22 protein-coding genes, 1 pseudogene and 1 riboswitch are annotated in these 26,192 nt (G+C 43.5%); of the genes and pseudogenes, 4 read left to right on the top strand and 19 right to left on the bottom strand.

From position 1 onward, the window contains the following. Positions 1–151: 151 nt before the first annotated feature. The 11 genes and pseudogenes from AWM73_RS01570 to AWM73_RS01520 form a co-directional block, all read right to left on the bottom strand. Complete coding sequence (locus tag AWM73_RS01570; protein WP_060777775.1) at positions 152–385, bottom strand: Veg family protein; 234 nt, start codon at positions 383–385, stop codon at positions 152–154. Between the two features lie 185 nt (positions 386–570). Further along, positions 571–1,272 carry an ABC transporter permease gene (locus AWM73_RS01565; protein WP_060777774.1) on the bottom strand — a complete coding sequence of 234 codons (702 nt, stop codon included), beginning with the start codon at positions 1,270–1,272 and terminating at the stop codon, positions 571–573. Then, positions 1,272–2,009: a hypothetical protein gene (locus AWM73_RS01560; protein WP_060777773.1), complete on the bottom strand. Its 738-nt coding sequence runs from the start codon at positions 2,007–2,009 to the stop codon at positions 1,272–1,274. The genes AWM73_RS01565 and AWM73_RS01560 overlap by 1 nt, the downstream gene beginning before the upstream one ends. Before the next feature lie 4 nt (positions 2,010–2,013). Further along, positions 2,014–2,694: pseudogene (locus AWM73_RS01555) on the bottom strand (ABC transporter ATP-binding protein); the annotation flags it as partial. Between the two features lie 247 nt (positions 2,695–2,941). Next, positions 2,942–3,826 carry a 16S rRNA (adenine(1518)-N(6)/adenine(1519)-N(6))-dimethyltransferase RsmA gene (gene rsmA / locus AWM73_RS01550; protein ID WP_060777771.1) on the bottom strand — a complete coding sequence of 295 codons (885 nt, stop codon included), beginning with the start codon at positions 3,824–3,826 and terminating at the stop codon, positions 2,942–2,944. Next, positions 3,819–4,403, bottom strand: coding sequence for a ribonuclease M5 (rnmV, locus tag AWM73_RS01545; protein WP_060777770.1), 585 nt, complete (start codon positions 4,401–4,403; stop codon positions 3,819–3,821). The genes rsmA and rnmV overlap by 8 nt, the downstream gene beginning before the upstream one ends. Beyond that, on the bottom strand, positions 4,403–5,197 hold the full coding sequence (locus AWM73_RS01540) for a TatD family hydrolase (protein ID WP_060777769.1): 795 nt from the start codon (positions 5,195–5,197) through the stop codon (positions 4,403–4,405). The genes rnmV and AWM73_RS01540 overlap by 1 nt, the downstream gene beginning before the upstream one ends. Before the next feature lie 125 nt (positions 5,198–5,322). Then, on the bottom strand, positions 5,323–7,323 hold the full coding sequence (gene metG, locus AWM73_RS01535) for a methionine--tRNA ligase (RefSeq protein WP_060777768.1): 2,001 nt from the start codon (positions 7,321–7,323) through the stop codon (positions 5,323–5,325). 108 nt (positions 7,324–7,431) lie between these two features. Beyond that, positions 7,432–8,694 carry a tyrosine--tRNA ligase gene (gene tyrS, locus AWM73_RS01530; RefSeq protein ID WP_060777767.1) on the bottom strand — a complete coding sequence of 421 codons (1,263 nt, stop codon included), beginning with the start codon at positions 8,692–8,694 and terminating at the stop codon, positions 7,432–7,434. 330 nt (positions 8,695–9,024) lie between these two features. Then, positions 9,025–11,667 (bottom strand): magnesium-translocating P-type ATPase, encoded by a 2,643-nt coding sequence (gene mgtA / locus AWM73_RS01525; RefSeq protein WP_060777766.1) that lies wholly within the window; start codon positions 11,665–11,667, stop codon positions 9,025–9,027. A gap of 209 nt (positions 11,668–11,876) precedes the next feature. Continuing rightward, a riboswitch (M-box (ykoK) riboswitch) is annotated at positions 11,877–12,045 on the bottom strand. A 134-nt stretch (positions 12,046–12,179) separates the two neighbouring features. Continuing rightward, complete coding sequence (locus tag AWM73_RS01520) at positions 12,180–12,806, bottom strand: cyclodeaminase/cyclohydrolase family protein (RefSeq protein ID WP_060777765.1); 627 nt, start codon at positions 12,804–12,806, stop codon at positions 12,180–12,182. A gap of 314 nt (positions 12,807–13,120) precedes the next feature. Between AWM73_RS01520 and glnA the strand changes: the two genes are divergently transcribed. Beyond that, positions 13,121–14,458 (top strand): type I glutamate--ammonia ligase, encoded by a 1,338-nt coding sequence (gene glnA, locus AWM73_RS01515; protein WP_013669162.1) that lies wholly within the window; start codon positions 13,121–13,123, stop codon positions 14,456–14,458. A gap of 85 nt (positions 14,459–14,543) precedes the next feature. Here glnA and AWM73_RS01510 read toward each other — a convergent pair whose 3' ends face one another. Both AWM73_RS01510 and AWM73_RS01505 read right to left on the bottom strand, forming a co-directional pair. Then, positions 14,544–15,251, bottom strand: a complete 708-nt coding sequence (locus tag AWM73_RS01510) for a zinc metallopeptidase (RefSeq protein WP_060777764.1) — start codon at positions 15,249–15,251, stop codon at positions 14,544–14,546. 71 nt (positions 15,252–15,322) lie between these two features. Next, on the bottom strand, positions 15,323–16,288 hold the full coding sequence (locus AWM73_RS01505) for an alpha/beta hydrolase fold domain-containing protein (RefSeq protein WP_060777763.1): 966 nt from the start codon (positions 16,286–16,288) through the stop codon (positions 15,323–15,325). A gap of 262 nt (positions 16,289–16,550) precedes the next feature. Here AWM73_RS01505 and AWM73_RS01500 point away from each other — a divergent pair, with 262 nt between their 5' ends. Continuing rightward, positions 16,551–17,159, top strand: coding sequence for a YkyA family protein (locus AWM73_RS01500; protein ID WP_060777762.1), 609 nt, complete (start codon positions 16,551–16,553; stop codon positions 17,157–17,159). Further along, on the top strand, positions 17,152–18,465 hold the full coding sequence (locus AWM73_RS01495; protein ID WP_060777761.1) for a putative glycoside hydrolase: 1,314 nt from the start codon (positions 17,152–17,154) through the stop codon (positions 18,463–18,465). Before AWM73_RS01500 ends, AWM73_RS01495 begins: the two co-directional genes overlap by 8 nt. 46 nt (positions 18,466–18,511) lie before the next feature. On the opposite strand, the gene AWM73_RS01490 is transcribed toward AWM73_RS01495, so the two are convergent. Together AWM73_RS01490 and AWM73_RS01485 are read right to left on the bottom strand one after the other, a co-directional pair. Next, entirely contained in the window at positions 18,512–19,681 is a 1,170-nt protein-coding gene (locus AWM73_RS01490) for a pyridoxal phosphate-dependent aminotransferase (RefSeq protein ID WP_060777760.1), read from the bottom strand. Then, positions 19,678–20,172, bottom strand: coding sequence for an Lrp/AsnC family transcriptional regulator (locus AWM73_RS01485; protein WP_060777759.1), 495 nt, complete (start codon positions 20,170–20,172; stop codon positions 19,678–19,680). Before AWM73_RS01485 ends, AWM73_RS01490 begins: the two co-directional genes overlap by 4 nt. Positions 20,173–20,386: 214 nt before the next feature. Here AWM73_RS01485 and AWM73_RS01480 point away from each other — a divergent pair, with 214 nt between their 5' ends. After that, the gene (locus AWM73_RS01480; protein ID WP_060777758.1) at positions 20,387–21,364 is read left to right on the top strand and encodes a DUF1002 domain-containing protein; all 978 of its coding nucleotides are present in this window, start codon (positions 20,387–20,389) and stop codon (positions 21,362–21,364) included. Between the two features lie 90 nt (positions 21,365–21,454). On the opposite strand, the gene rlmH is transcribed toward AWM73_RS01480, so the two are convergent. The 4 genes from rlmH to AWM73_RS01460 all read right to left on the bottom strand — a co-directional run bounded on the left by rlmH (position 21,455) and on the right by AWM73_RS01460 (position 26,188). Beyond that, the gene (gene rlmH, locus AWM73_RS01475) at positions 21,455–21,934 is read right to left on the bottom strand and encodes a 23S rRNA (pseudouridine(1915)-N(3))-methyltransferase RlmH (RefSeq protein WP_060777757.1); all 480 of its coding nucleotides are present in this window, start codon (positions 21,932–21,934) and stop codon (positions 21,455–21,457) included. Positions 21,935–22,307: 373 nt separating this feature from the next. Further along, positions 22,308–23,591 (bottom strand): S1C family serine protease, encoded by a 1,284-nt coding sequence (locus tag AWM73_RS01470; RefSeq protein ID WP_060777756.1) that lies wholly within the window; start codon positions 23,589–23,591, stop codon positions 22,308–22,310. A gap of 88 nt (positions 23,592–23,679) precedes the next feature. Beyond that, the gene (locus AWM73_RS01465; RefSeq protein WP_060779042.1) at positions 23,680–24,468 is read right to left on the bottom strand and encodes an MBL fold metallo-hydrolase; all 789 of its coding nucleotides are present in this window, start codon (positions 24,466–24,468) and stop codon (positions 23,680–23,682) included. A gap of 61 nt (positions 24,469–24,529) precedes the next feature. Further along, on the bottom strand, positions 24,530–26,188 hold the full coding sequence (locus AWM73_RS01460) for a DUF2207 family protein (RefSeq protein ID WP_060777755.1): 1,659 nt from the start codon (positions 26,186–26,188) through the stop codon (positions 24,530–24,532). Between the last annotated feature and the right edge of the window lie 4 nt (positions 26,189–26,192).

Below are 26,192 nucleotides of genomic sequence, written 5' to 3'. Positions count from 1 at the left end.
TCCCCCTTTCCTTGACTGATCTAATTATTCTTATTTTAACATGACTACTTGATTCCTCAACTAAGAAGGCAAGGGATAAAGAAAAGAGGTGTAAGTAGCATGGTTTTGCATGCTGCTTACACCTCTTCTCAATCACTAATCACGCACAAAATTAGGGAAACTCAATTTCGATGCTTTCAGTTAATAAGTCGGTATAGCTATAGCATACCCGCTCAAACTGATTTTCATCTTGATCGAGTTCAACAACAAATACAGCTGGAAAAGTATCACTTAAGATACCATTACGGATAGTAATCCGTTTTCTCCCCGTTTGTTGCGTTACTTGGATCGGTTTACCAATATTTTCCTCTAAGCCTGCCTTAATATTTTGTAAATTACTTGGCATGCCATCACCCCTTGATAGACCAATTATAACACAAAGGCAAACATTTTACAATAGCACAATAAAAGCTTCATTGTCAAGACCTATAAAGCATTTTCTAAAAGGATTTATAAGGGCAATTTACCGGGCAATTTTCCAAGAAAATATTATTAAAAGCTTCAAGATTCAAACACTTCTGGGGGAGCTCTTTAGCCCACCATCAGATCTTTCTTTACTCGCTTTAAAAGCCAGACATTTAAAGCGAAAACGATGAGGAGGTAGAACAAGACTAATAAAGCCCTTGACTCTCCCTGGTAAATTCCCAGGACCACTTGACCATAAGGAAAGACATAGCTAGCCGCCTTAAAGAATGGTGGGTAGGCAGTGATAGGGGCAACCACACCGGCCAGGAGCGGCAAGATGGCGGTAAAAAGATTGGTAAAGAGATAGATATTATCACGGTGGACACTTAACAGGTAGCCAGCGATCCCTAAACCGGCACTAAAGAATAAGGAAAGCGGTAAGGCCGCTAAGCTAGACCAAAAATAGCTAGTATCTACTCCAACCATGACTAGGAGTCCACCATTAATCAAGAACATGATTAGACTTAAAAAGAGACTAGTTCCAATCTTCCTGCCCCAATAAGTTAAAGACCAGGGCTTACGGACGAGAACTTCCCGGAAAATTTGGCTCAAGTAATCAACCACCAAGAGATAAGCCATGGTGGACAAACAGAAAGAATTGGCCGACAAATAAACCGAGGCCATGGCCACTTGGGGATTAAGCGCCTTAGCATACTGTTGATTGAGGAGAAGGATAACTAGGATCTGAATAATGGGTAGGATCAGAAAATGGATCAGGATCAATTTCTTATTCTGCAAAAAAGGTAAGGATTTCATTTGAATTCGCATTAAAACCGCCTCCCTAAACCTTGCTTACGGGCTGATCTTAAGAGATAAGACCCCAAAGTGACTGCTAAGAAGAGCCAAACTAATAAAGAAAAGCCATAGGCCACTAGGGATAAATGATCGCCACGGCCTAAGAGAGCTTGAATAGGATAAATAATCGGAATCAGCCACTGAGTCCAAGTGACCCAATGACTGGCTAGGGCAAAGGTCCCCAGTAAGCCGGAAAGCAACATAACAGGTAAGTGGAGCAATTCTTCATAAATAATGGCGTTAGGGGTTAAGACAAAAAAGCCAGCAATCAATAAATCCATCACCACAGCGCCCAGAAAGAGCATGAAGACCTGAATCGCCATAGCCAGGCTAAGGGCTTGTATTCCCGTATTAAAAATAAGGGCTAATAAATAAGCCAAGGGAAAACTCAATAAACCAAAGGAAGCCGCTGGCAATAACAAAGTGAATAAAGAATAGGCATCCCCCACTTGGGTATTAATTAAATAAGGTAAAGTGCCTAAGTGACGTTGGTAACCGATCGATCCTGTGGCTGTAGTTGCCGAGGTCCACAGGCCAAAAACACCACTTCTCAGCCATAAATCGGGGTCAGCAGACGTCCCAGAGGCATAGAGAGCAATATACTGCAAGCAAAAGAAAGTCAGGGTGCTGGTAATGGGCAGCCAGAAAAAATAAGAGTTTTTCATATAAACTTTTAAATGAAAGCCATATAAACGTAAAAAGCGACCCATAAGCTCACCTCAATCGCGGCGCTAAGGCCAAATAAGATTCTTCCAGGGTAGCAGGTCGGTCAATGTGCTCCACACCCGACAGTTTAACAATGTCCGCTACCGTTCCCTGGTATTGGATCTCGCCTCGACCTAGGAGGATAATCCGTTTGGCTAAACTCTCTACTTCTCCCATCATATGGCTAGTCAATAAGACCGCTAAGCCTTCCTGACTGGCCAAGTCCCGAATGGTCTGGTGGATTTCTTGAGAAATTTCCACATCAATCCCATTGGTCGGTTCGTCAAGCAAGAGTAAGGCGGGTTGCCCCAATAGGGCCCGGGCAATATGGAGGCGCTGCTTCATCCCCTTAGAAAAATGTTCTACCGTCTTATTTCTTTGGTCGGTCAGCTTAACGATAGCGAGCACCCGGTCGACCTCTTTTTTTCGCTCCTTTGAGGGAATATCGGTCAAATCAGCAAAGAAAGACAGGTTATCTTGAGCAGAGACCTTATCATAAAAACCTAAGTCCCCGCCAAAGGAGACCCCGATCAAACCCTGGTGGGGATCGGCCAAGACATCCACTCCTTTAACAAGAATCGATCCTGAACTGGGTAATAAGTAGCCACCCAACATGGATAAGAGGGTCGTCTTCCCTGCCCCATTAGGCCCAATAATCGACAGAATCTCACCTTCATCAATGGTCAAAGACACATCTTTAACAGCCTGGAAGCTTTCCTTTTTACTATGGAAAACCTTATTTAAGTGGCTAACTTCTAATACTTTGGGCAAATAACCATCTCGTTTCTCTTGTTATAACTTTTTAAGTTTTAATTGTTATTCATTTTATCATAAGTTAACCGGAATGATCGCTTTTTTATAAGATATAAGACCTATTCTTCAACAAAAACACCATCTCCTCCCCTTTTCAAGGCAGAAGCTGGTGTCCTTATAAGCTTTATTTAAAATTAGCTTCATTCAAGGCGTCACTTAAGCGGCAAAAATCTTCCATGGTCAATTGTTCAGCCCGAAGCTTGGGATCGATCCCCGCAGCTTCAATAGCCGCTTCCAAATCACTTGGTTCTTGGAATTGTCCCGCAAAGAGAGTTTTTAAATTATTCCACAGGGTTTTACGCCGGTGGGCAAAGGCACCCTTGACCACTTTAAAGAACAAAGCCTCATTTTGAGGCTTGACTGGGGGAACTTGCCGGCGTTTCAGATGCAGGACAGCGGAATCGACTTTGGGTCGGGGCTTAAAGACGGTCTTAGGCACCTTAACGGCAATCTCAGACTGGCAGTAATAATCTAAAACAATGGTTAAGGCACTATAGGCCTTGGTTCCAGGCTGAGCAGTCAGGCGTTCAGCAACTTCATACTGCATCATTAGGGCAAAGTCAGAAACCTCCAAGTCACTTTCCAAAAAGTGAAAGATAATGGGGGTGGTAATGTAATAAGGAAGATTAGCGACCACCGCTAGGCGTTTAGAATCAGGAAAATACTGGGCCACACTGGCCTTTAAATCAGCCTCCAAAATATCTTGGTGGAGGACGGTCAAATTGTCATAGTGGCCCAGTTCCTCTTCTAAGACTGGTAGGAGCCGGTCATCGACCTCAAAAGCCAGGACCCGGCCAGCACTTTCACAGAGAAATTCTGTTAGGGCACCAATCCCTGGACCAATTTCAATGACGTCCGTGTCTTGGCCGATAGCCGCTGCTTCCACCATTTTTTCTAGAATTTGAGGTTCCATAAGGAAGTTTTGCCCCAGACTCTTTTTAGCGTCTAAGTGGTAGCGGTTCAAAATGGCATTGGTCCGACTTGGGGTAGCAATCCAGGCTTTAGTCATAGTGGTTCTCCTTCTTCTCTTTTTGATTGTATTCTGCGACAACTTCTAAAACAGCTGCTGGAGGAATTTGAAACAAGGCTAGGCGTTTGGCTAATTGTTTCCCATTACTATGGCCAATTTTTAAGCGTTGGGTCAAATAATCTCGTCTAGCACTGGCACCTTGTCCTCCCAAGAGACCCAGTTGCATGAGTTCAGCCCGAGTAAAAGGCGGTTGATTTTCTTCAGCAGTCGTCACCGTATAGACGGCACTCAGGGCTTGGTCGATGGCCGCAAAAGAGGCATGTTCCACTCCCAAGCTGCCCTTGTGCTTGGGCTTGGCATCCTGCCTTTCCAAGAAGGCATGTTGGACTTCGGGAACGTCACGCATAATGGTGCGACGAATTTTTTCCCCAGAAACATCAGGGTCAGTGAAAACAATGACTCCATATAAGTCCTGGGCTTGCTTAATTTTATCCATGGTTTCTTGGTTGATGGCTGAACCATTGGTTTCGATGGTTTTGACTTGGTAGAACTGTTTTAAGCGTTGGCTATCGTCCCTGCCTTCAACGACAATAACCTCTTTTAGTCTTTTCTTCATTAAACTTTTTTCCAACCAGCTTCCGTCCATTCAATGCCAAATAAGCGACAAGCATTGTCATAGGTAATCTTAGCCATGGCCTCATAAGAAGTTTGTCTGAGGTCGGCTAAGCGATTGTTGACAAAGGAGATATTGGCGGACTCATTCCGTTGCCCCCGTTTAGGTTCTGGGGTCAGGTAGGGAGAATCGGTTTCGATCAAGAGCCGATCTTGGGGACATTCTGCTGCCACTTGGCGGACTTCCTTGGTTTTCTTGAAGGTCATCACCCCAGAAAAGGACAGGTGCATGCCTAAGTCTAAGAAGCGCTTAGCATCCTCCCGACTTTCTCCGAAGGTATGCATGATCCCACCAATTTCCCAAATTTTTTCATCTTTGAGAATCCGGTAGACATCCTCCGAAGCATCGCGGTTATGGATAATTACCGGCAAGTGGGCTTCTCTAGCAATGGCAATTTGACGGCGGAAAACTTTTTCTTGAACTTCCAAGGGATCTTCATCCCAGTAGAAGTCAAGTCCCATCTCCCCTACCCCAACTGCCTTGTCAGTATCTAGGGCAGATAGGAGTAAGTTTTCAATTTCTTGCTTATACTTACCTGCCTCAGTGGGGTGCCAGCCATAAATACCGACCATATCTGGGTGTTCGGCGACTAGGGGAAGCCCCCGTTCAATACTATCTTGGTCAAAACCAACAATCCCCATGCCTGAAACACCAGCTTGACGGGCACGGTTAATGGCTTGGTCCCGGTCCTCATCAAAGTCAGCTGTATTAAAGTGGGTATGTGTATCAAAGAGCATGATTAAACTCCTCTCTTGTCAATGAGAAAGCTGAATAGCAATCTTTCTCAGTGATTGTTTATCCAGACTTCTCTTAGTTTTCATGGAAAAGAGACTGTGGTCTAGTCACAGTCTCTTCACTCTCATTAGCCCAGGAGACTCCCATTTGGTAAAGACTCATCAACAAAAATCACGCGCAAATCGTCGCCATCTTCTGCAGAAAGAATCATCCCTTGGGAGACTTCTCCTTTCATTTTACGGGCTTTTAAATTAGCTACAATAATGACCTTCTTACCAATGAGGTCTTTAGGCTCTGGGTAGAATTCACGAATTCCAGATAGAATTTGCCGGTCTTGTTGGTCTCCGGCATCTAGGCGGAATTTCAAGAGCTTGTCAGCGCCTTCAACAAAGTCACAGTCTTTGACTTCAGCAACCTTGAGTTCAACATCATCAAATTTTTCGAATTTAATGGTCTTATCCTTAGCGTTAACTAATTCGGTTTCCTCAGGATCCCAGTCTTCATCATCAGCTGCTGGGGTAGACATTTGTGAGCGGATATAGTCAACCTCTTCTTCCTTATCTAAACGTGGGAAGATGGGCTCTCCTTTAGCAATCACTTGGGCAGCTGCTGGGTAAAGACCAATTTCTAAGGAAGCGAAGGAATGGTCACTATCAGAAATTCCCAACTGTTCAAAGATCAACTTAGGAGTTTGGGTCATGACTGGTTGGATCAGAATAGCAATAATCCGCAGCGCATCAACTAAGTGATAAAGAACTGATTGTAAGTCTGCTTGCTTACTGTCATCTTTAGCAAGTACCCAAGGCATGGTTTCGTCAATATACTTATTGGCCCGCGAAATAATCTTCCAAGTATTATCTAGGGCTAAGGAGAAGTGGAAGTTATCCATATTACCAAAGTAGTCTCTGACATTGTCTTCGATAACGGCTTCCAAGTCAGCATCATAGTCAGTCACTTGGCCAGAATAAGCACCAGCGCGTCCCTCTTGGTACTTATTCAACATGGAAATGGTCCGGTTCAATAAGTTCCCCAAGTCATTGGCCAAGTCAAAATTGATCCGGTTGACAAAATTATCAGGAGTAAATACCCCATCCGAACCAAATTGCACTTCCCGCATCAAGTAGTAGCGTAAGGCATCGAGTCCGTAACGCTCAATCAGCATTTCAGGATAAACCACATTCCCCTTAGACTTAGACATCTTACCGTCTTGCATCAATAACCAGCCGTGACCAAAGACTTGTTTTGGTAGGGGCAGGTCAAGAGCCATTAACATAATTGGCCAATAGATGGTATGGAAACGAACAATTTCCTTGCCCACTAAATGGACATTGGCAGGCCAGAATTTTTGGTAGCGGGAGTCATCCTCTGAACCATAGCCTAAGGCAGTAATATAGTTGGCTAGGGCATCGATCCAAACATAAATCACGTGTTTAGGATTAGAACGGACTGGAATTCCCCAAGAGAAAGAAGTCCGGGTCACTGCCAAATCTTCCAGACCAGGTTTAATAAAGTTGTTAATCATTTCTTTCTTACGGGATTCTGGTTGGATGAAGTCAGGATGGTCTTCATAGTATTGTAAGAGGCGGTCAGCATACTTAGACATCTTAAAGAAATAGGATTCCTCTTTAACCAGTTCAACCTCGTGTCCGGAAGGCGCCTTACCACCAATGACCTTGCCATCCTCATCACGGTAGACTTCCGCTAATTGGGTTTCGGTAAAGTATTCTTCATCAGAAACCGAATACCAACCCTCATATTCTCCCAGGTAAATGTCCCCTTGGTCTAAGAGTTGCTCAAAAATGTCTTGGACAGCTTTGACATGGTAGTCATCGGTGGTGCGGATAAATTTATCATTAGAGATATCTAAGCTCTTCCACAACTTTTGCATGCCCTCAGCCATCCGGTCGACATAGGCTTTGGGAGAAATTCCTTCTTCTTCAGCCTTTTGTTGGATCTTCAAACCATGTTCGTCAGCCCCAGTAAGGAAGAAGACTTCATGGCCCATTAGGCGTTTATAACGGGCAATGGTATCAGCAGCAATGGTTGAGTAGGAATTACCAATATGTAGTTGGCCACTAGGATAGTAAATCGGGGTGGTTACATAAAAAGGTTCTTTAGTATTAGTCACGAATGAGTGCCTCCTTTAATTATTTCTAAATCAGTATAGCATAAAGCGGGTCGCCTTTAGAATGGATAGTTTATGCTAGTATGAGCAAGTTTTTTGTATACGGTCTTTTTAATCGGCAAAAGTCATTAAGAAATATTTCTTCTTACCCCGACGCACGACAATATATTTATCCTCGATGGCATCGGCAGGTGAAATCTCATAATCAATGTCTTGGACCCGCTCACCATTAATATAGATGGCCCCATTTTTAATGTCTTCACGGGATTGGCGGCGGGAGCTCTCTACCCCGTTATCCACTAGCCATACTGCTAAGTTAGCCGTCTCTCTAGGCACTTGGGCTCCAGGCATATTATTAAAGCCCTGTTCAATTTGCTTGGCACTGAGATTCTTAATGTCTCCTGAAAAGAGGGCTTCAGTAATGCTTAAAGCATCGGCTAAGCCTTCCTCACCATGAACAAAGAGGGTCATTTCCTTAGCTAAAGTCTTTTGGGCCTCTCTTTTATGGGGCTCAGTGGCAACTTTTTCGGCTAATTCAGCAATCTCTTCTTTTGATAGGAAGGTGAAGTATTTCAAGTATTTAACCACATCCGCGTCATCTTGGTTGACCCAAAATTGGTAGAACTCATAAGGGGAGGTTTTTTCAGGGTCTAACCAAACTGCCCCACCGGCAGTTTTACCAAATTTCGTGCCATCTGCCTTCAACATGAGGGGGATGGTTAAACCGAACGCCTTAGCTTCAGGCCCTTCTACCTTACGAATCAAGTCTAAACCGCTGGTAATATTGCCCCATTGGTCGGCCCCACCAATTTGTAAACGGACATCTTCTTCTCGGTATAAGTGTAAGAAGTCCATGGATTGAAGAATTTGATAGGTAAATTCAGTAAAGGAAATCCCATGTTCAAGACGCGAAGCCACAACATCCTTAGCCAACATGGTATTGATATTGAATAATTTCCCATAGTCACGCAAGAAGTCTAGTAAGGACAAGTCCTTGGTCCAAACATAGTTATTGACTAGGCGGAATTGGGCGTTAGGATCCTTGAGGAAAAGTTTTTCCATTTGGGCGGTCAGCTTACGGGCATTTTCATTAACAACCTCCATGGATTGTAATTGCCGCTCTTCACTCCGACCAGAGGGGTCACCAATGGAACCCGTCGCCCCACCAATTAAGATTACCGGACGATGGCCTTGTAATTGGAAACGCTTCAGCATGATAAAGGGAATCAAGTGGCCAATATGCAAGGAATCCCCAGTAGGGTCAACTCCACAATAGAGGCTGATCGAATGGCTTTCAACATAGTCTTTTAAGCCGGCTTCATCGGTTTGCTGGTTAATTGCGCCACGCCATTCTAATTCATCAATAATATTCATGGAACTACTCCTTCTTGTCTCATTTTAGTCTGTTTAAAGTTCTGTCAATTCTCTTATTAAGCAATAAAAAAAGTCCCTGCCAGACAGACAGGGACGATTGTTACCGTGGTACCACCCAAGTTGCTTAAAAAAGCCACTCTCGCGCGATAAGGTAGCGCCACCTAGCAATTCCTCTAACAAGTGTAATTCATCATTAACAGGTACTAGTTTCCACCAACCACTAGCTCGCTATCAAGTCAACTGTTAACCACTACTGGGCTTGTCTTGCTTAATATTCTTCATCAGTATAGGTAATTTCACCCTAATTGTCAAATCCAAGCCCCAGTATACTTAGAGCAACTTTCCATAATGTTTAACATAGAAATGTTTGACCAAGGTCACTAAGACCAGATAGGAAATCACAATAGCCACCAGTAAGAGCCAGAAAGATCCGGGTAAGGGGGCTAAACCTAGATAGAAGCCTAACTTGGTCCGAGGCAATAAACTACCAAAGATAATCCCAATGGTCGTGATCGTGGTAAAGATAAAGGATGGCCGGCTTTGAATAAAGGGTAGTTTTTCCGTTCTTAGCATATGAAGAACTAGGGTTTGTGACCATAAGGAAACCACGAACCAACCTGAATGGAACAAGGCTTCAAAAACTGCTTGTTGTCCCGTCGATAAGCTCCAATAAGTTCCGTTTAGGACTTGGGGAATAATCCAATGATAAAGCGCCACAAAGGAAAGCACATCAAAGATGGAAGAAATTGGACCAAAGTAAATCATAAAATTCTTCACATGCGAAGCGTCCCAGTTCTTAGGTTCCTTCAAGTAGGAGGCATCCATGCGATCCCAAGGAATGGAAATGCAGGCGATGTCATAGATCAGGTTCAAGACTAAAAGTTGGGTCGGCATCATGGGCAAGAAAGGTAAGAATAAGGAGGCCATCAAGATGGAAAAAGTATTCCCAAAATTTGATGAAGTCGTAATATTAATATATTTCATAATATTTCCAAATATTTCCCGACCAGAAACGACACCCTTTTCTAAAATCATCAAATCTTTTTCTAAAAGAATGATATCGGCTGATTCCTTGGCAATATCGACTGCAGTATCAACAGAAATCCCGACATCAGAAGTCGTTAAGGCAGCGGCATCATTAATCCCGTCACCCATAAAACCAACCACATGGCCGTTATCTTGGAGAATTTGGGTAATTTGGGCCTTTTGTTGAGGAGAAATTTTGACGAAAACTTGGTAGTCTTCCACCGCTTGAGCCAAGGCCTCCTCGTCCATAGCTTCCAAGTCAATCCCATTAATAATACTATCTGCCGAAATCCCTACTTGACGACAAACTGACCGGGTAACTTCTTCATTATCGCCCGTCAGAACCTTCACATCCACATGGTGGTCAGCCAGAGCCTTGAGGGCCGGTTGGGTGGATTCCTTAGGTGGGTCAAGGAAGGCTAGGTAGCCAATCAAAAGCATATCCGACTCATCTTCAATGCTAAAAGCATCCACTGCTGGTGGGTTGGTTTTTTGAGCAATGCCGATGACCCTTAGACCGTCTTCATTGAGATCTTTGACTTGTTGACGGATTTCTTGCCGGAGATCATCCGTTAAAGGAATGGCTTGGCCTTGTTTGAGAACCAGGGAGGAAATGGCTAGCATTTCTTCCACCGCCCCTTTGGTAATTAGTTGCCGTTTTCCCGCTTTATCTTCCACAACGACACTCATCCGCCGCCGTTCAAAGTCAAAGGGGATTTCATCGACTTTATGGTAGTAGTTAGGGTCCAGGTCCAGTTCCCGGTGGGTCGCTTCAATAATGGCCACATCCATCAGGTTCTTCAAACCGGTTTGGTAGTAGGAATTCAAGTAGGCATGGCGGAGTACCCCACTGTCTTCATCGCCATCACAGTTCAAATGCATTTCTAAAACAATTTTATCTTGGGTCAGGGTCCCGGTTTTATCGGTACATAAGACATCCATAGCGCCAAAGCTTTGAATGGCATTCAAGTTTTTTACAATGGTACCGCCCTTGGCCATGGTTTGTGACCCCTTGACCAGGTTAGTGGTCACGATCATCGGAAGCATTTCCGGGGTCAAGCCGACCGCAACCGAAATGGCAAAGATCAAAGCATCCAGCCAATTCTTCATATGGATACCATTAATCAGAAAGACTACCGGAACCATCACTCCCATAAAGCGCATTAAGAGGGTAGAAATTTTACTAATTCCGATGTCAAAGTTGGTGACTTCTTCTTCAGTGGTCACCGTTTTAGCAATATCACCAAAGAGGGTGTCCTCCCCGACAGCAATCACTAGCCCGATTGCACTACCACTAATAACATTTGACCCCATAAAGGCCAAGTTGGCCTCATCTACCACAGTCTCAGCATGGTCTGTAGCCTGGGCCATTTTTTCTACCGGATAGGATTCTCCAGTCATGGCCGCTTGGGAAACAAAGAGGTCCTTACTTTCAATAATCCGCAAGTCAGCAGGGATAAGGTCTCCTGCCGATAATTTAACCAAGTCCCCGCACACAATCTCTTCGGTTGGAATTTCGTTAAAATCGCCCGCGCGTTTGACATTGGCAGTCACTTTTACCATTTCTTTTAAGTGTTCCGCCGCATCATTGGATTGCTTGGATTGGATAAAGGATACGGTCCCAGAAATAAAGACCAGGACCAGAATAATCACTGAACTAATACAATCACGACTATCCGCCGCCGCAAAGACATAGTCAGTAAAGAATGAAATGATAGCCAGACCAATTAAAATTAGGGTAAAGGGGGTGAGATAGGCTTGGACAAGTTCTTCCATTAAGGAAGCTTTGTCCCCATAATCGATCACATTTTCTCCGTATTCTTCTCGCAAGGCTTGGACTTGGTCATCGCTGAGGCCGTTTTTATCAATTTTATAGTAGTTAAAAAGCTCGCCTTCAGAATAAGCAGCAAATTGCCGGTAGCGACCTTGGTTTTCAAATTTTTTCATCGTTATGCTCCTTTCTGTGGGAGCCTAAAGCTAAATCAAAGACCCTGGTAATGGCCTTAAGAGATCAAGCATTAAACTCCCTTGCTGTCGACTTTCCGCTATCTGTTCTTGCTCTTCCTCCATAGCCATCACCTCCATCTTTTCCTTGGCAAAATAAAAAGAGCCCCTACCCAAGAAAGTAGAGACTCCATAATTAATAAGCTCAGTTGATTGAGTTGCTTCGTCTGAGTTTTAGCACTGTATAACGTAAAGAAAAAATTCTTAGCTACCTGGAGAAAGCCTTATTTCGACAATCTCTGTTTTACCCATTGGCGTCTCTCGACATTTTTGGGCGATAGCTTATGTTTATACAGGAGCCTCTGCCTAACACTTCGGTATTCAAATTTTCCACATAGTATAGTACACTACTTTTTCTTTATTTGCAAACTCTTTTTTTACAAATTGTCCGCGCATTAAAGCGTCACCAGACTAGTAGTGGCTCTCAATCGCCAAATTTAGCCAAGAAAGCTGGCTTATTTTCCCTTGCGTTTTTCAATTTCTTCAAGTAGGGCTTGGTCCAGCTTTTCAATCCGGTCTAAGAGGGCACTTTGTTTTTTAGCTAAAAATTGGGCGCTGGCCTGGTCTTTAATTAAGGCCAAATTGTTTTCTACATTATGGTTAGAGCCCTTAAAGGCAGTCAACAAGTGGTCCCTAGCTACCTCAACGTCAGCTAAGATGCTTGGCTTAACGAGACGAGCGACGTTTTCTAGTAGAGCCAAATCATCAACCACTAAGGCAATGACTTGCAGGGGTAAGTGAGTCGCTTGGATTAAGGTCACTTGGATCTGTTCACTGCGGGCTTGTTTTTCATCCTCACTACTTGCCTTTTGCTTGTAAGCCGCAAAGAGCCGAGCAGAGACCTTTTCGTCTTCACGAGCAAAATGTAAGAAACTGTCACTGTCCCGGTCCATTTGGTGGGCTAGGTCAGATAAGTTAGCCGCTGTGTTGGCATCCTTGGAAAAGTCAGTCCGGTCCAAAGTCACCTTAGCCGCCATACTTGCTAAGGCACAAGCAAAACTACCAGTGACACAGGAAACCGCCCCACCACCTGGGGCAGGCGCCTTAGAAGCCACTGCTTTAATTAATGATTCTAGTTCCATTTCAAGCTCACTCTTTTCTTTTTATTTGGTTAAATAATCAAACATTACTCCCAAGCTCATTAAGGGCCAGGTAAATCACTTGCAATCCTATCGAGCATGTTTTCCTTATTTTAACCAAAACACCAGGGAAAGGCATCAGCTTTTTTGATTATTTTTACTTATTAATAATACCATAGCTAGATGGTGTTCCTGATATAAGAAAAACTTTAGAATTTATGAATAATTTTTTCTTGTGATCTTATTTTACATGTGTTATATTTTCTTACATAGAAATCGATTAACTAAGCTGTTAAGAAGATTGGAGTTATAAAAAGATGAAACAAATTAGCGAAGAGCAAATCCGTTCCGATATCAAAAAAGAAAATGTCCACTTTCTCCGCCTCGTCTTTAGCGATGTCAACGGCACCCTAAAAAATGTCGAAGTGCCGATTAGTCAATTAGATAAGGTTTTGGATAATAAACTGATGTTTGACGGTTCTTCTATCGACGGTTTTGTTCGTATCGAGGAATCCGACATGTATTTAATTCCCGATTTAAATACTTGGTTAATCTTCCCTTGGACCGCTGGTGACAATAAGAAAATCGGCTTACTGCTCTGTGATATTTATTCCACAGATGGCACACCCTTTATCGGTGACCCCCGCGGTAACCTGAAACGCTGTGTCCAACGTCTAAATGACGATGGCTTTAAGGAATTCAACCTCGGTTTAGAAGCAGAATTCTTCCTCTTTAAATTAAATGACAGTGACGAACCAACGACTGAAGTTAATGACCATGGGGGTTACTTTGACCTGGCTCCCGTTGATCTCGGTGAAAATTGCCGCCGCGATATCGTCCTTACCTTAGAAGAAATGGGCTTTGAAGTGGAAGCCAGTCACCATGAATGTGCCCCTGGCCAACATGAAATTGACTTTAAGTATTCTGATGTGGTGGATGCTTGTGATAAGGTCCAAATCTTCAAATTGATTGTTAAGTCAATCGCCCGCAAGCATAATCTCTATGCCACCTTCATGCCTAAACCTGTATACGGTATCGCTGGTTCAGGGATGCACTGCAACATGTCCCTCTTTGATGAAAACGGCAATACCTTCTACGATGAAAACAGTGCTGACGGCCTTTCCGAAACCGCCCACCTATTTGTTGCTGGGATCTTAAAACATGCCAAGGCCATCACTGCTCTGGGTAACCCAATCGTTAACTCCTACAAACGCCTGACTCCTGGTTATGAAGCCCCAGTCTATATCGCCTGGTCTGCCCAAAACCGGTCACCATTAGTTCGAATTCCTGCAGCTCGTGGCAATTCGACTCGGATTGAATTACGGTCAGTAGACCCTTCCGCTAACCCCTACCTCGTTATGGCAGCTTGCATCTATGCCGGTTTAGACGGGATTGAAAACAAACTCCCTGTTCCTGAACCCATTGACCGAAACATTTACAACATGACTTCAAAAGAGTTACGGGAGTCTCATATTGAACAACTGCCTTCTAACTTAAAAGAAGCGGTTAACTTCCTCAAAGAAGACCAAGTGGTACTCGATGCTCTCGGTAGTCACCTATCCAATAACTTCATTACAGCAAAAACCATTGAGCACGATGAATATGAAACCCAAGTCACCCAATGGGAAGTTGAACGTTACTTAAAAGCTTACTAATTGAACAGTTTTCAAAAAAAGCGTGGCCAAAAAATTGGTCACGCTTTTTTAATATGCAATCCTATTCAAAAAAGAATAAATAGATTTAGTCACGGCGATTGCCACCGAAAAGAATAATAATCCGCAAGAGCGAAAGTAAGGTAGAGACTGTCCCAGCTACATAAGTGAGAGCAGCCGCTCTTAAAGTAGACTTAGCATAGGGTAATTCTTCCTGACTCAGAATATTCATTTCGTCGAGACAACGAATGGCCCGTCTAGAAGCATCAAATTCAACCGGTAAAGTCACCAATTGAAATAACAAGGCCAAGGAAAACAAGGCAATCCCAATATTAATCAGGGTTTGATTCATTCCAAAAAGGACCCCAAGTAACAGGATAGGCATGGACAGACTGGAGCCGAAGTTAACCACGGGGACGATTTTTTCTCGGATCCGCATAAAGGCATAGTTATCAGCATCCTGCAGGGCATGGCCGCACTCATGGGCAGCAACACCAATGGCTGAAATCGAGCTCTCTTGGGAAACTTGGTCCGAGAGATAGAGATTCTTATCACGGGGATCGTAGTAGTCCGTTAATTTCCCACGCACCGTACTCACCCCCACATGACCAATTTGGTTATGGTCCAACATCATCCGAGCCACCTGGTCAGCAGTTAAGCCCCGGCGGTTAGTATAGCGGCTATATTTATCAAAAGTTCGGTTGACATTCCAAGAGGCAATCCCGGCAATAATGGCACCGATAATTAACAAGATAATGGTAGGATCAAACATGTAGAATAAAGGAAATCCAAACACTTTTACATCTTCCTTTCTGATCTTTATTGACTATTATAACAAGAAAGCCAATAGATAACTATAAAAAAGTATTAAGGCAAGACGACTTTAGCGATTAAATCAATGACTTCATCCTGCTCAGGAATAGTCAAGAAATGGAAGTTGTGAGTCAAATAATCAAAAGCATAAAAATCGACCGCCAGTCCCTTTTGCTTTAATTTCCGGTAAAAGGCTAAGACTTCTAAATATTGGACATCTTTCTTCCCCATAAAGAGATGGACCTTGGGTAAGGCCCCTGCCTGGTCAGCGTCTAGGGCAATAATTCTGCCCTCACTCGCTTGCCATAGACTGGCAATGGCTTGGTAATCAGAAAAGGTCATCAAGTAATCTTTTTGTTCCTCGTCTTGACTGCTAGTGATGCTATGTTTCGTCGTTACCCAAGGTGAAAGTAAAATCAACCCTTCAAGGATAAGATCACTACTGCTATCTCTTGCAATGGGTAAGGCAAATAGCGCACCAGTATCTGAAGCCATTAAATAGAGGTCTTCATCGGTATAGTCCAGACTAATTTCATCCAGTAAAGCCTCTAAACGGTCCACTTCTTCATCAAAATAAGCGTAGGAAAGGGGTTCAATATAGGGGATTAATAGGCGCAGCTTATTATCTTCAGCAAAATTTTCCAAAAACCGCCATTCCTTAGGCGAAATTGCTTCAATCCGATGCCCCCCATGGAAATAAACCACTAGTTTATCTGGACGAGAGTTTTCTGGGCTGAGCACATAGGCTTTCCCATTTTGATAGCTTGAGAGAGAGATGTTCATGCCATGTTTCTTGGGATAGCTTAAATCTCCCTGCCGAGCAGTCTTTAGCTGGTCTTCTAGGAAGTGGCGGTAATCAGCCTCATCAGCATTTTTTAACCGGTCTTTGAGCCGGTAGAAGTCCTCTAAGAGCCGACTCTTTACGCTCCGATCTTCTTGGTAAAGGGCATGATAAGCATAGCCCGCTAAACTGGCAACCACCGTTGCTGCATAAGCTAATAAACGTTTCTTTCTTGACATGAATGCTAACCTCTTTCTTTTAGCCCTTAAACTTACCTCTTATTATACAATTAAAGCGCGGTCAAGGGCGATAGCCTAGGTCAATGTTATCAAAATGTTAAGCTTTCTTTTTGAATTGACACGCATACTATGAAACCTTTACTAAGAGCAAATTGAGCTAAATGACGGAGTGAAAAGGAGAATGAAGATGAGTAGGAAAGCCTTTCTTTTTTTGTTATACTGAAAACAGTTTTATTTTATTTATAAGAAAAGGATGAGAAATATGGTAAAGAAATTGGGACTATTGCTAGTCATGGTCTTTACTCTGGTCGCCTGTGGCAAACAACCTGCCGAACAGTCAGCCCTAGAAAATATTGAAACCATCACTAGCCAACTGAATCAGATTCAAGCACAGGAAGCTGAACTGCAAAGTCACTTTGAAACTGATATCAGCAAAGACTCTTCATTGAGTCGCTTAGGGGACAAAAATAGTCAAACAGGAAAGAACCTCAAACTACGTGAAGAAGCCACTCAAAAAGCCATCAAGGAACTCACTGCCTTAAAACAAGTCAGTGAAAAAATTGAAGATGAAGGCTTACGCCAATCGCTTAAGGATACAGCTGGCCAAGTTGAGCAATACCTCAATGACTATCAAAACTTCTTAGAAGAAGAAGAGCAGTATTACCAAGAAATCGGCGAAAAGGATGCCACCATCGATACCTTTGAGGATACCATGGCGGTCCTTAATGAGAAACATGTCAATTTACAAAACCAATTAAAGAATTTAGAAAGTCAGCTAGAAAAGAGCCGTCAAGCCTTGCAAGATGTGCAAAACAAAGACCAAGCCCTAGCTGGCCCCAACACTCACAAAGGAGGTTATGACTTTGTCTAAGCAAGAATATCGTCGTCCTCCCCATAGAAGACGTTGGTTACAGATTTCTGCTGCTTTATTGTGTTTATTAGCCGTCCTCTTAATTATTGTTTTCTTTAACCGCGACCGCTTTCAAAATCAAGCAGCCCAGTCTTCACATACCAATAATACTAACCAAGTCGCTAAGGCAGAAAAGGTGGAGGTTAGCGACCAAGAATTACAAATCAACGAAGGCAACCAAGCCCTACTCCGAGTACCCAGTGTTAAACCCGAACGCTTCTACAAGGCTAGTCAGGTCAACATTGCCTACCCTAAAGAAGGGGTTCGCGGCATCTACCTGTCTGCCCATGGTATGGGAACACCAAGTATTTTGGAGCGTAACATTAACTTACTTGACTCCACCGGCTTGAACAGTGTAGTCATCGATGTCAAGTCTGACTGGGGCTCAATCGCTACCCAATTGCCAACCGATAATGACTTAGTTAAGAAGAACGAAGAAATTACCTTTAATGGTCAAGAAATGATGCAAACCTTTGAAGAGAAGCAAATTTATCCAATTGCCCGCATCACCACCTTCAAGGATACCTATGCTGCTCAAGCCCACCCCGATTGGTCCTTTAAGAAATCCAATGGTGAGATTTGGTCTGACGCAGGAGGTCAAACCTTCCTCAACCCTTATAACAAAGACGTTTGGGCCTATGTGGTCGACGTGGCTAAGGGTGCTGCCGAACTTGGCTTCAAGGATATCCAATTCGACTATGTCCGTTTCCCAGAAGGTTTTGAAAACTTTGGAACCAGCCTGGTTTACGACATGGGGGATTATGCACATTATGGTAAAGATAGTGTCGAAGGCCGCTGCCAGGCCATCACCGACTTCTTAGCCTATGCTCAAAAAGAACTCCGTCCCTATGGGGTCGATGTCTCAGCTGATATCTTCGGTTATGTCACCACCATTGGTGCAGCCCCAGGCATCGGTCAAGACTTTACCGATATTGCCAATACCGTCGATGTGGTTTCTTCCATGATTTATCCGAGTCATTGGAGTAATGGTGACTTTGGCTTCACGGCACCTGACCTTGAACCTTATGGGGTCGTTGATAACTATATGGATGTCGAAGACCTCCGCTTAGAAAATATCGATGGCGACCATGCCCATTCCCGTCCTTGGTTACAAGCCTTTACCGCTAGCTACTTAGCTAATGGAACTTATCAAGAATACACCAATGTTGAAATCGAAGAGCAAATCCAAGCCCTCCGTGACCATGGTGTTTACGAGTACCTACTCTGGAATGCCGCTAACGATTACCCAAGCAATGTCGATTACTAATTAAGAAAGCAAAAACACTTGTCCGAAAATGGGCAAGTGTTTTTTACTAGTCTTGTCTTAGTTTTTGGATAAAGTGCTTAAGTTTTTCGACCGCTGCTTCTAATTCATTTAAGGAATAGGCATAGGAGATACGAATATGTCCTTCACCGCCTTCGCCAAAGGCTGACCCAGGGACAACCGCTAATTTTTCTTCATCTAATAATTTCAAGGCAAATTCTTCACTGGAGAGACCAAATTCTCTAATATCTGGAAAGGTATAAAAGGCTCCTTGGGGCTCAAAGCAAGGGAGGTTCATTTCCTTAAACCGGGCCATCAAAAAATTCCGCCTTTGTTGGTAGGACCGCCGCATCACTTGAACATCATGGTCACAGTCTCTTAGAGCGACAATCCCTGCATATTGAGAAATGGTTGGGGCTGCCATAATGGTAAATTGGTGAATTTTTATCATTTGTTCCATAATCTCATGTGGAGCACATGCGTATCCCAAGCGCCAACCGGTCATGGCAAAGGATTTAGAAAAGCCATTGATGTAAATGGTTCGCTCCTTCATTCCTGGGAAGGCAGCAATCGACACCAGCTGCTCTTGATTATAATTTAATTCAGAATAGATTTCATCAGTGATGACATAGAGATCATGAGCCTCAATCACTGGGACTAAGGCAGCTAGCTCTTCCTTAGTCATACTTGCCCCAGTAGGATTGTTCGGGAAGTTAATAATTATTGCCTTGGTTTTAGGCGTGATGGCTGCTTCTAAGTCTTCCGGAGTCAGAATAAAGTGTTGATCAGCCCTTAAAGTCACAGGGACAACGACACCATCAGCTAGTTTAATTGAAGGGGCATAGGAAACGTAGCTAGGGTCAATACAAATAACCTCATCACCAGGATTAATAATCGCCCGACATACCATATCAATAGCTTCACTTCCCCCAACAGTCACCACGATTTCTGAACTGGGATCATAATGCAGGTCATGTTTAACATCGATATATTGACTAATAGCCTGACGTAATTCCATCAAACCGGCATTGGCTGTATAGTAGGTTTTTCCTTCACGAATACATTGCATGGCTGCTTGTCGGATAGGCATGGGAGTCATAAAATCCGGTTCCCCCACCCCTAAAGAAATGACATCAGGGATTTCATTGGCAACTTCAAAGAAACGGCGGATGCCAGAAGGGGCTAATTGGACCGCTTTATGACTGATTGACTGGCTCATTGGCTAATCACCAACCGATTTCTACCATCCGTCTTCGTCTTAAATTGGGTCCCGTGGTCCTTATAGCGTTGCATAACAATATGGGTGGCAGTCCCTTGAACATGATCTAGGGTGGCTAATTTATTAACAAAACCTGATATCTTGTGCATAGGGAGTCGCTTGGTTAAGACAAGATAGTCATAGGCCCCACTCATTAAATACAGGGCTTCCACTTCATCGTACTGACTAATCACATCAGCGACTTGTTGGTAGGAAACGCCCTTATGCAAGTTCACTGTGATTTCTATCATGGCCGATGCATATTCATTATCCGTTGCATCCCAGTTGACCATGGCTTGGATACCAGAGAGGATATTAGCGTCTTTGAGCACCGTCTTCATCTCTACGACTTCATCTTTGCTTAAGGAAAGCATGTCGGCCAAAGTTTGGTTACTTAGGCTGGCATCTCTTTCTAATAAGCGTAATAATTCATGGGCTTTTTCTTTATTCATTGTCATCGCCTCTTTCATCTTCAATCGCTTTACAATTTTTTGATAGAACTATTTTAGCGCATTATGACCTCCTTAAAGCTTATTTATTTCTTAAAATAAAATTTTAGTTTTCGCGCAATTTTTTAACATTCCTTAGCCTCCCCTTAAGGAAAAGCTAAAAGATTATCTTTTTAGCCATGTTATAATAGAATTAACAATTAAGGAGGTTTTTCGAATGAATCAATTGAAACGTAGGCTCTTGGCCGTACTCGCTTGCCTAATGGCCATAACCCTCTTCATTCCCCAAACAAGTGCCCAGGCAGCTATCAAAGGATCTATTTTTACTTATGGTGAGTCCCTCAACCAAGGTCAATTCCAAGAGACTCAAAAGCTCTTAGGGGTTGATGCCAATGCCCGGGCTGTCCAAGTGAATATTAATGAATTGAACGGCCTATTACATGATAATTACCCCTACTACCAAGTTTATTCATCCGCTTATATTGCCCCAGCCAAGCACAGTGGGGTCAATGTAGAAATCGTCACCCCTAAAACCATTACCGCCATTACACCCTTACAATACGAGAACGCAGCCCTAACAGCCGGAGCAACCAATGTTGATATTAAAGTCGCTTCCGCTGTTCAAGTGGACGGTTCCGGTGCCTTGGCAGGTGTCTATAAGGCCTTCCAAGACAGCGGCCAAGCCTTAGATGGTAAGGCAGTTTCTGTCGCCCAAGAAGAATTACAAACCGCTTCAACCATTACTAAGGAAAACCAAAACAAAGAAAACTATTCCGACGAAACCTTGAATGCTGCCATCGCTGATATGAAAAACCAAATCCAACAAGCCAAGGAACAAAATGGTGGATCGATCGATGGCAATACCATCCAAGTCATTGTTAATAACGTCATCAATAATTACAATCTTAATGGCGTCCTTTCTGAAGAAAACATTCAACAATTACGGGACTTAATGACTAAATTTAGCCAAATTGAACTGACTGAAGAGCAAAAAAACGCTCTTTCCAACTTTGGACAAACCCTAAAAGAAAAGAGCGGCCAATTAGTGGATTCCGCAAAATCCGCTTGGGATAATATGGACGAGACTGATAAAAATGGAATCACCGATTTCTTCCACAGTCTCTGGCAAAGCCTCTTAGGCATCTGGGATTCAATCTTTGGCACCAATTATGCCCAAAATAACCAAGGCCAATAAAATTTTATAGTTAAAACCAAGCCACTAGGCCCTGGATAAGTTTACTTATCCACAGAGCCTAGTGGCTTTTTTGACTTTTGTCGCACGCTTTTATTTATGATAGGGTTCGTGGTGGATAATGCGAAAGGCCCGGTAAATTTGCTCGCTAAGCACCAAACGCATCAATTGATGGGGAAGGGTCATCCGCCCAAAACTGAGTAAGAGATCGGCCCTTTGGTTGACAGCTGGACTAGTCCCCAAGGATCCGCCAATTACAAAGACAATGTCGCTCTTGCCATAGGTCAGGCAGTGATCAATTTGCTGGGCCAATTCTTCCGAACTTAAGGCCTGCCCCTTGATAGCAAGCACAATGACATAGGCCTGGGAAGAAATCTTAGCCAGTAGGCGTTGGCCCTCTTTTTCGATGATTTGCTGGTTTTCCAAGTCACTAGCATTGTCTGGGGTAGGCTCATCCTTAACCTCAATCAGCTCTAATTTGCCATAGCGTTGCATTCGTTTTTGGTACTCAGCAATCCCCTGTTTCAAATATTTTTCTTTCAATTTTCCCACGCTGAGGATGGTAATCCGCATCTCAAGTCACCCTTTTCTTCAAATTCTTCTTCATCATAGCATAACTCCCCCTTTTCACAAGAACTTATCCACAATTTCCTCCACAGATCCACAAGTTGTTAATAATAAAGCCTATTATGAAGGGGTTTTTACCCAGAAATTTTGACCTATCCCAAGTTTTCACTTTTTATACACATAATTACCCACATGAAAGAAGCCCTTTGTGACGGGACTTATCCACTTTTCAACAAAGTTATCCACAGTTTCACAAAGTTTTTCCCTGATATTGTGCATAAGGCTTGGGGATTATGTTGATAATAGAAAACACAAGCTAATAAAAAAGCCCCAGTGAGCCTGGAGCTTGCATACAATATTATCAAAAAATTTTAGTCAACTAGGCATTATGGTGGTCTTGAGGCCGTAATTGAACGGTAGTGGTTTGCTTCTTACCATTGCGGTAATATTCAATTTCAACCTTTCCATTCGGGTCTGAACCATAGAGGGCTTGGCGCAATTGAGTGGTATCCTTAATTTCATGGTCGCCAAAGCGAGTAATTACATCATACTGCTTCAAGCCTGCTTGGTCAGCTGGAGAATTAGGGTCGACCTCCATTACCACTACTCCGTCTTCAACTGCTTCAGGCAATTTCAACATTTGTTTTTGCCGTTCCAGCGGGAATTGGTAGAGACTAGCCATGCGCAAACCCAATCCTGGCCGGGTTACATGGCCATCTTTTTCTAACTGGCTAATAATTGTGGTCACGTCATTACTTGGGATGGCAAAGCCCATCCCTTCCACTTGGGCGGTGGAAATCTTCATGGAATTGATCCCAATCACTTGGCCGGCAGAGTTCACCAAAGCGCCCCCTGAGTTACCTGGATTAATGGCGGCATCTGTTTGAATCGCAGTCACGGTCCAATCACTTTGCCCGTCTTCATCTAAGTCGGTCGGTACTTGCCGGTTCAAGCCGGAAACAATCCCTGAGGTCACCGTTGAGGCAAAGTCAGAGCCTAGTGGCGAACCAATAGCAATGGCTGGTTCTCCCACTTTTAATTGAGAAGAATCGCCAAATTCTGCCACGGTTTTAGCATATTCCGCTGGCATGGCTAAAACTGCCAGGTCAGTCCACGGGTCGGCCCCTACCAAGTCAACTGGCACTTGGGTTCCATCAGCAAGAATAATCTCCAGGGCGTCACTCCCCTTAATCACATGGTTGTTGGTAACGATATAAGCCTTATCGCCATGGACCTTATAGATCACTCCCGACCCCTCTGAAGCGGTTTTTAGTTCATCACTATTGCGGCTGGGTTGGGTAAAACCAAATAAGTCATAAACTTGGTTGTTAGGACGGGCCAAGTTCACCACAGAAACCACCGAGCCGGCAACCTTATCCACCACAGCAGAAACATCAGATTGAATCTCCACACTGGCTTGTTGGGTCCCTTGTTGCCCCTTATTTTCGCTCTTATTTTGGCTTTCGGCATTGACTTGGCGTTCAACCATGGTTTTCACTTCGTCTTCAGAAACCTTATCTTGGTTGGCGTAAGCGGAAACCCCACCCACTAAGCCAGCACCGATTAGGCCACTGATAATAGCGGTTCCCCATTTGGAATTGATAGCATTTTTAGTGTCATCTTTTACATTATGATTTTTATCAGGATTAACTTCTTTAGGCATATTTTTCCTCCACTTGTTATATTTGTTCACTTCAAGGATTTTAACTATCTTAGAATGAATATTTGAAAAATATATGAATATTTTCTCATTAAAGGGTAAATAGATCGGTGGGTTGGTAATGGTGGGTCTCATAAAGGTCGAAATCATAGCCCACCCCAAGGCCGTTCTCCTTTAAAATCGCCGTATTGGTTTCAAGGGCCAGGGCATTTAAGTTATTTTCCCTGGAAATATGTCCCAAGTAAACCCGTTTGGTCCGCTCACCAATCATTTTAGTCAAGGCTTCAGCCGTTTCAACATTAGACAGGTGGCCCCGATCAGAAAAAATCCTTTGCTTTAAACGCCAAGGGTACTTACCCATTCTTAACATATCATTGTCATAGTTGCTTTCAATCATCAGGGCATCAGAATTGTATACCAGGCCAGCTAAACGATCGGAAACATAGCCTAAGTCTGTCATCATGGCGAATTGCTTGCTATCTTTTTGGAAGGCATAGAACTGCGCATTGATAGAGTCATGACTGACAGGGAAACTAAGGATATCTACATCGCCAAAGCTAATCCGTTCCCCCGGCTCCATAATAATCTTTTGGTCGGCATCTAACTTGCCACATTTCTGCTCAAGATAAGACCAGGTATCGGCATTGGCATAGATAGGGAGTTGGTAACGCCGGGCCATAATGCCTGCTCCCTTGGAATGGTCAGAATGTTCGTGAGAGATAAAGATAGCATCAAGGTCCTTGGCGTCCCGGCCAATTTCCTGGAGCAATTCCTCAATACGCTTACCACTTAAGCCCGCATCAACTAGGATATTCCGCTGTGGGGTTTCAATATAGGTCACATTTCCTGTTGAACCACTGGCTAACATACAAATGCGCATGGTAAAATCTTTTTGCTCTGCGTCTTTTTCCAAAACATCCAAACTGCATTCTCCTCGTTTCTTACATAAAATCTTTTAATTGGTATTGGTTCACAGCCTCTAAAGCCTGAGCTAAGTTGCCGCTTAAAGGCTGCTTGGCTTTTTTAGCCTGCTTAATCAGTCGGTAGTTGTCCCCAGTCACAAAGCTATAGAGGTAGTCTTTTTGACTGTATCCTAAGGACTGGTCTCGACCTTTAAGGCTGTTAAAATAAGTCTTCCAATATTTGACAAGTTCTTGCCCCTGGGCATTATAAATCGGCAGGGTATAGCGTCTCAGTAAGTAAATTCCCACTAAGCAAAAGGCCAGGGCTAAGAGCCAAATATAGCCTCTATTTATCTCCCAGATCAGCCAAATCACTAAACCCGCTAGGACGATAAAGACAGTGACATAAAGCCACCATAAAAAGCCATAAAAGCGGCTTCCAACCTTATCTAATAGGTGAAAGTCCTGTTTGCGTTTTTTATCCAGCTTGCTAAGGGCATGCAATAAGTTGCGGTAAGCCTTCGTCTTGCCCTTCTTTTTCAGACCCAGACTATATTTAAAGCTGGAAAAATCAAGATCCCCACCCTCCTGTTGCTTACTAAAAGCATCGAGGACAACTTGTTCATAGGGATCATCACTTTGACTAGCCAAGACTTTAAAGTAAGGGTAGAAGCGGTCATCAGCGTTTGCAAAACGTAAGGCTAAGTGCCCCTTAGCTACTAAGGATAAAAGGACCAGCCACAACTTATCATGCTGGCTGTAATTCTTCTTCAATAGTTCGCTGACTTCGACTGGATTGAGCTCATGTCTGTGGTTGACTTGCTGAGTATCCGCTGCTTGTCGAATCTTTTGCTTACGTCTGAGCAAGAAGTAAGTGTAAAGGATCAATAAGGCGACTAAGGCTAAACTGACCCCCATCACTATCCAGTAGCGTTGGCGGTACCAGGCTTGTCTGGCTGCTACATGCTTATCAATCTCTCGGTTAATTTGCTCACCCTTAGAGACAGGGCCCTCCCCTTTGATATTAGGCATCATTTCCGCGGGAAGGACCATTTGCACATTGAGCATACTATCTGCCTTAAGGTCTCTTACTTGAACTTGTAAGGTCGACTCATCCAGCCACTTCTCTTGGATATGGGCTGGGCTAGTTAGCCAGGCCTTATAGTGGTTTTGGTCCACTGCCTGGGGAAACTTAAAGGTAATTTGAGCGGAGTGAATATCGAAAGGCAAGAGCAAAAAGTCCTTTTGCATAATCACTTGATTGCCGTACTTGGTCCAGACATCCTCAATATTGGCAATATAATTAACAATTTCATCGTCTCCAGACATGGTATTGTAGAGGTCCACTTGGACATTATTGCCGTTTTGGTGGAGGTCAAAGGTTCCTACCGTGTGGGAAGTACTCTGAACAAAAGGAAAGGCTTCGCTGGCTGAATCCATCCGCATATCGATATTTAATTGACGGAGGTGGCCACTTTCGCCTGTACTAATCACATGGCTTAATTGGTCGACTTGCTTATCAAACTGATAGCGAACTTGTTCGTGCTCCTTAATATCCCCTTGTTGGTCAAATTCCACCTTAACCTGGTAATCCGCAACTGAAATTCCTTGATTATCTGCTGCCAAAACCGAATCAGGAAGCAGGCAAAACAGGCCTAAAAGGATGCTTAAGATCAGAGTTGGGAATTCTTTTTTCATGGTT

This window comes from Aerococcus urinae (assembly GCF_001543175.1).
In the GTDB taxonomy this organism is placed as follows: Bacteria; Bacillota; Bacilli; order Lactobacillales; family Aerococcaceae; genus Aerococcus; species Aerococcus urinae.
The sequence above is the reverse complement of the archived record's forward strand: the minus strand, read 5'-3'. Positions and strand labels throughout refer to the sequence as shown.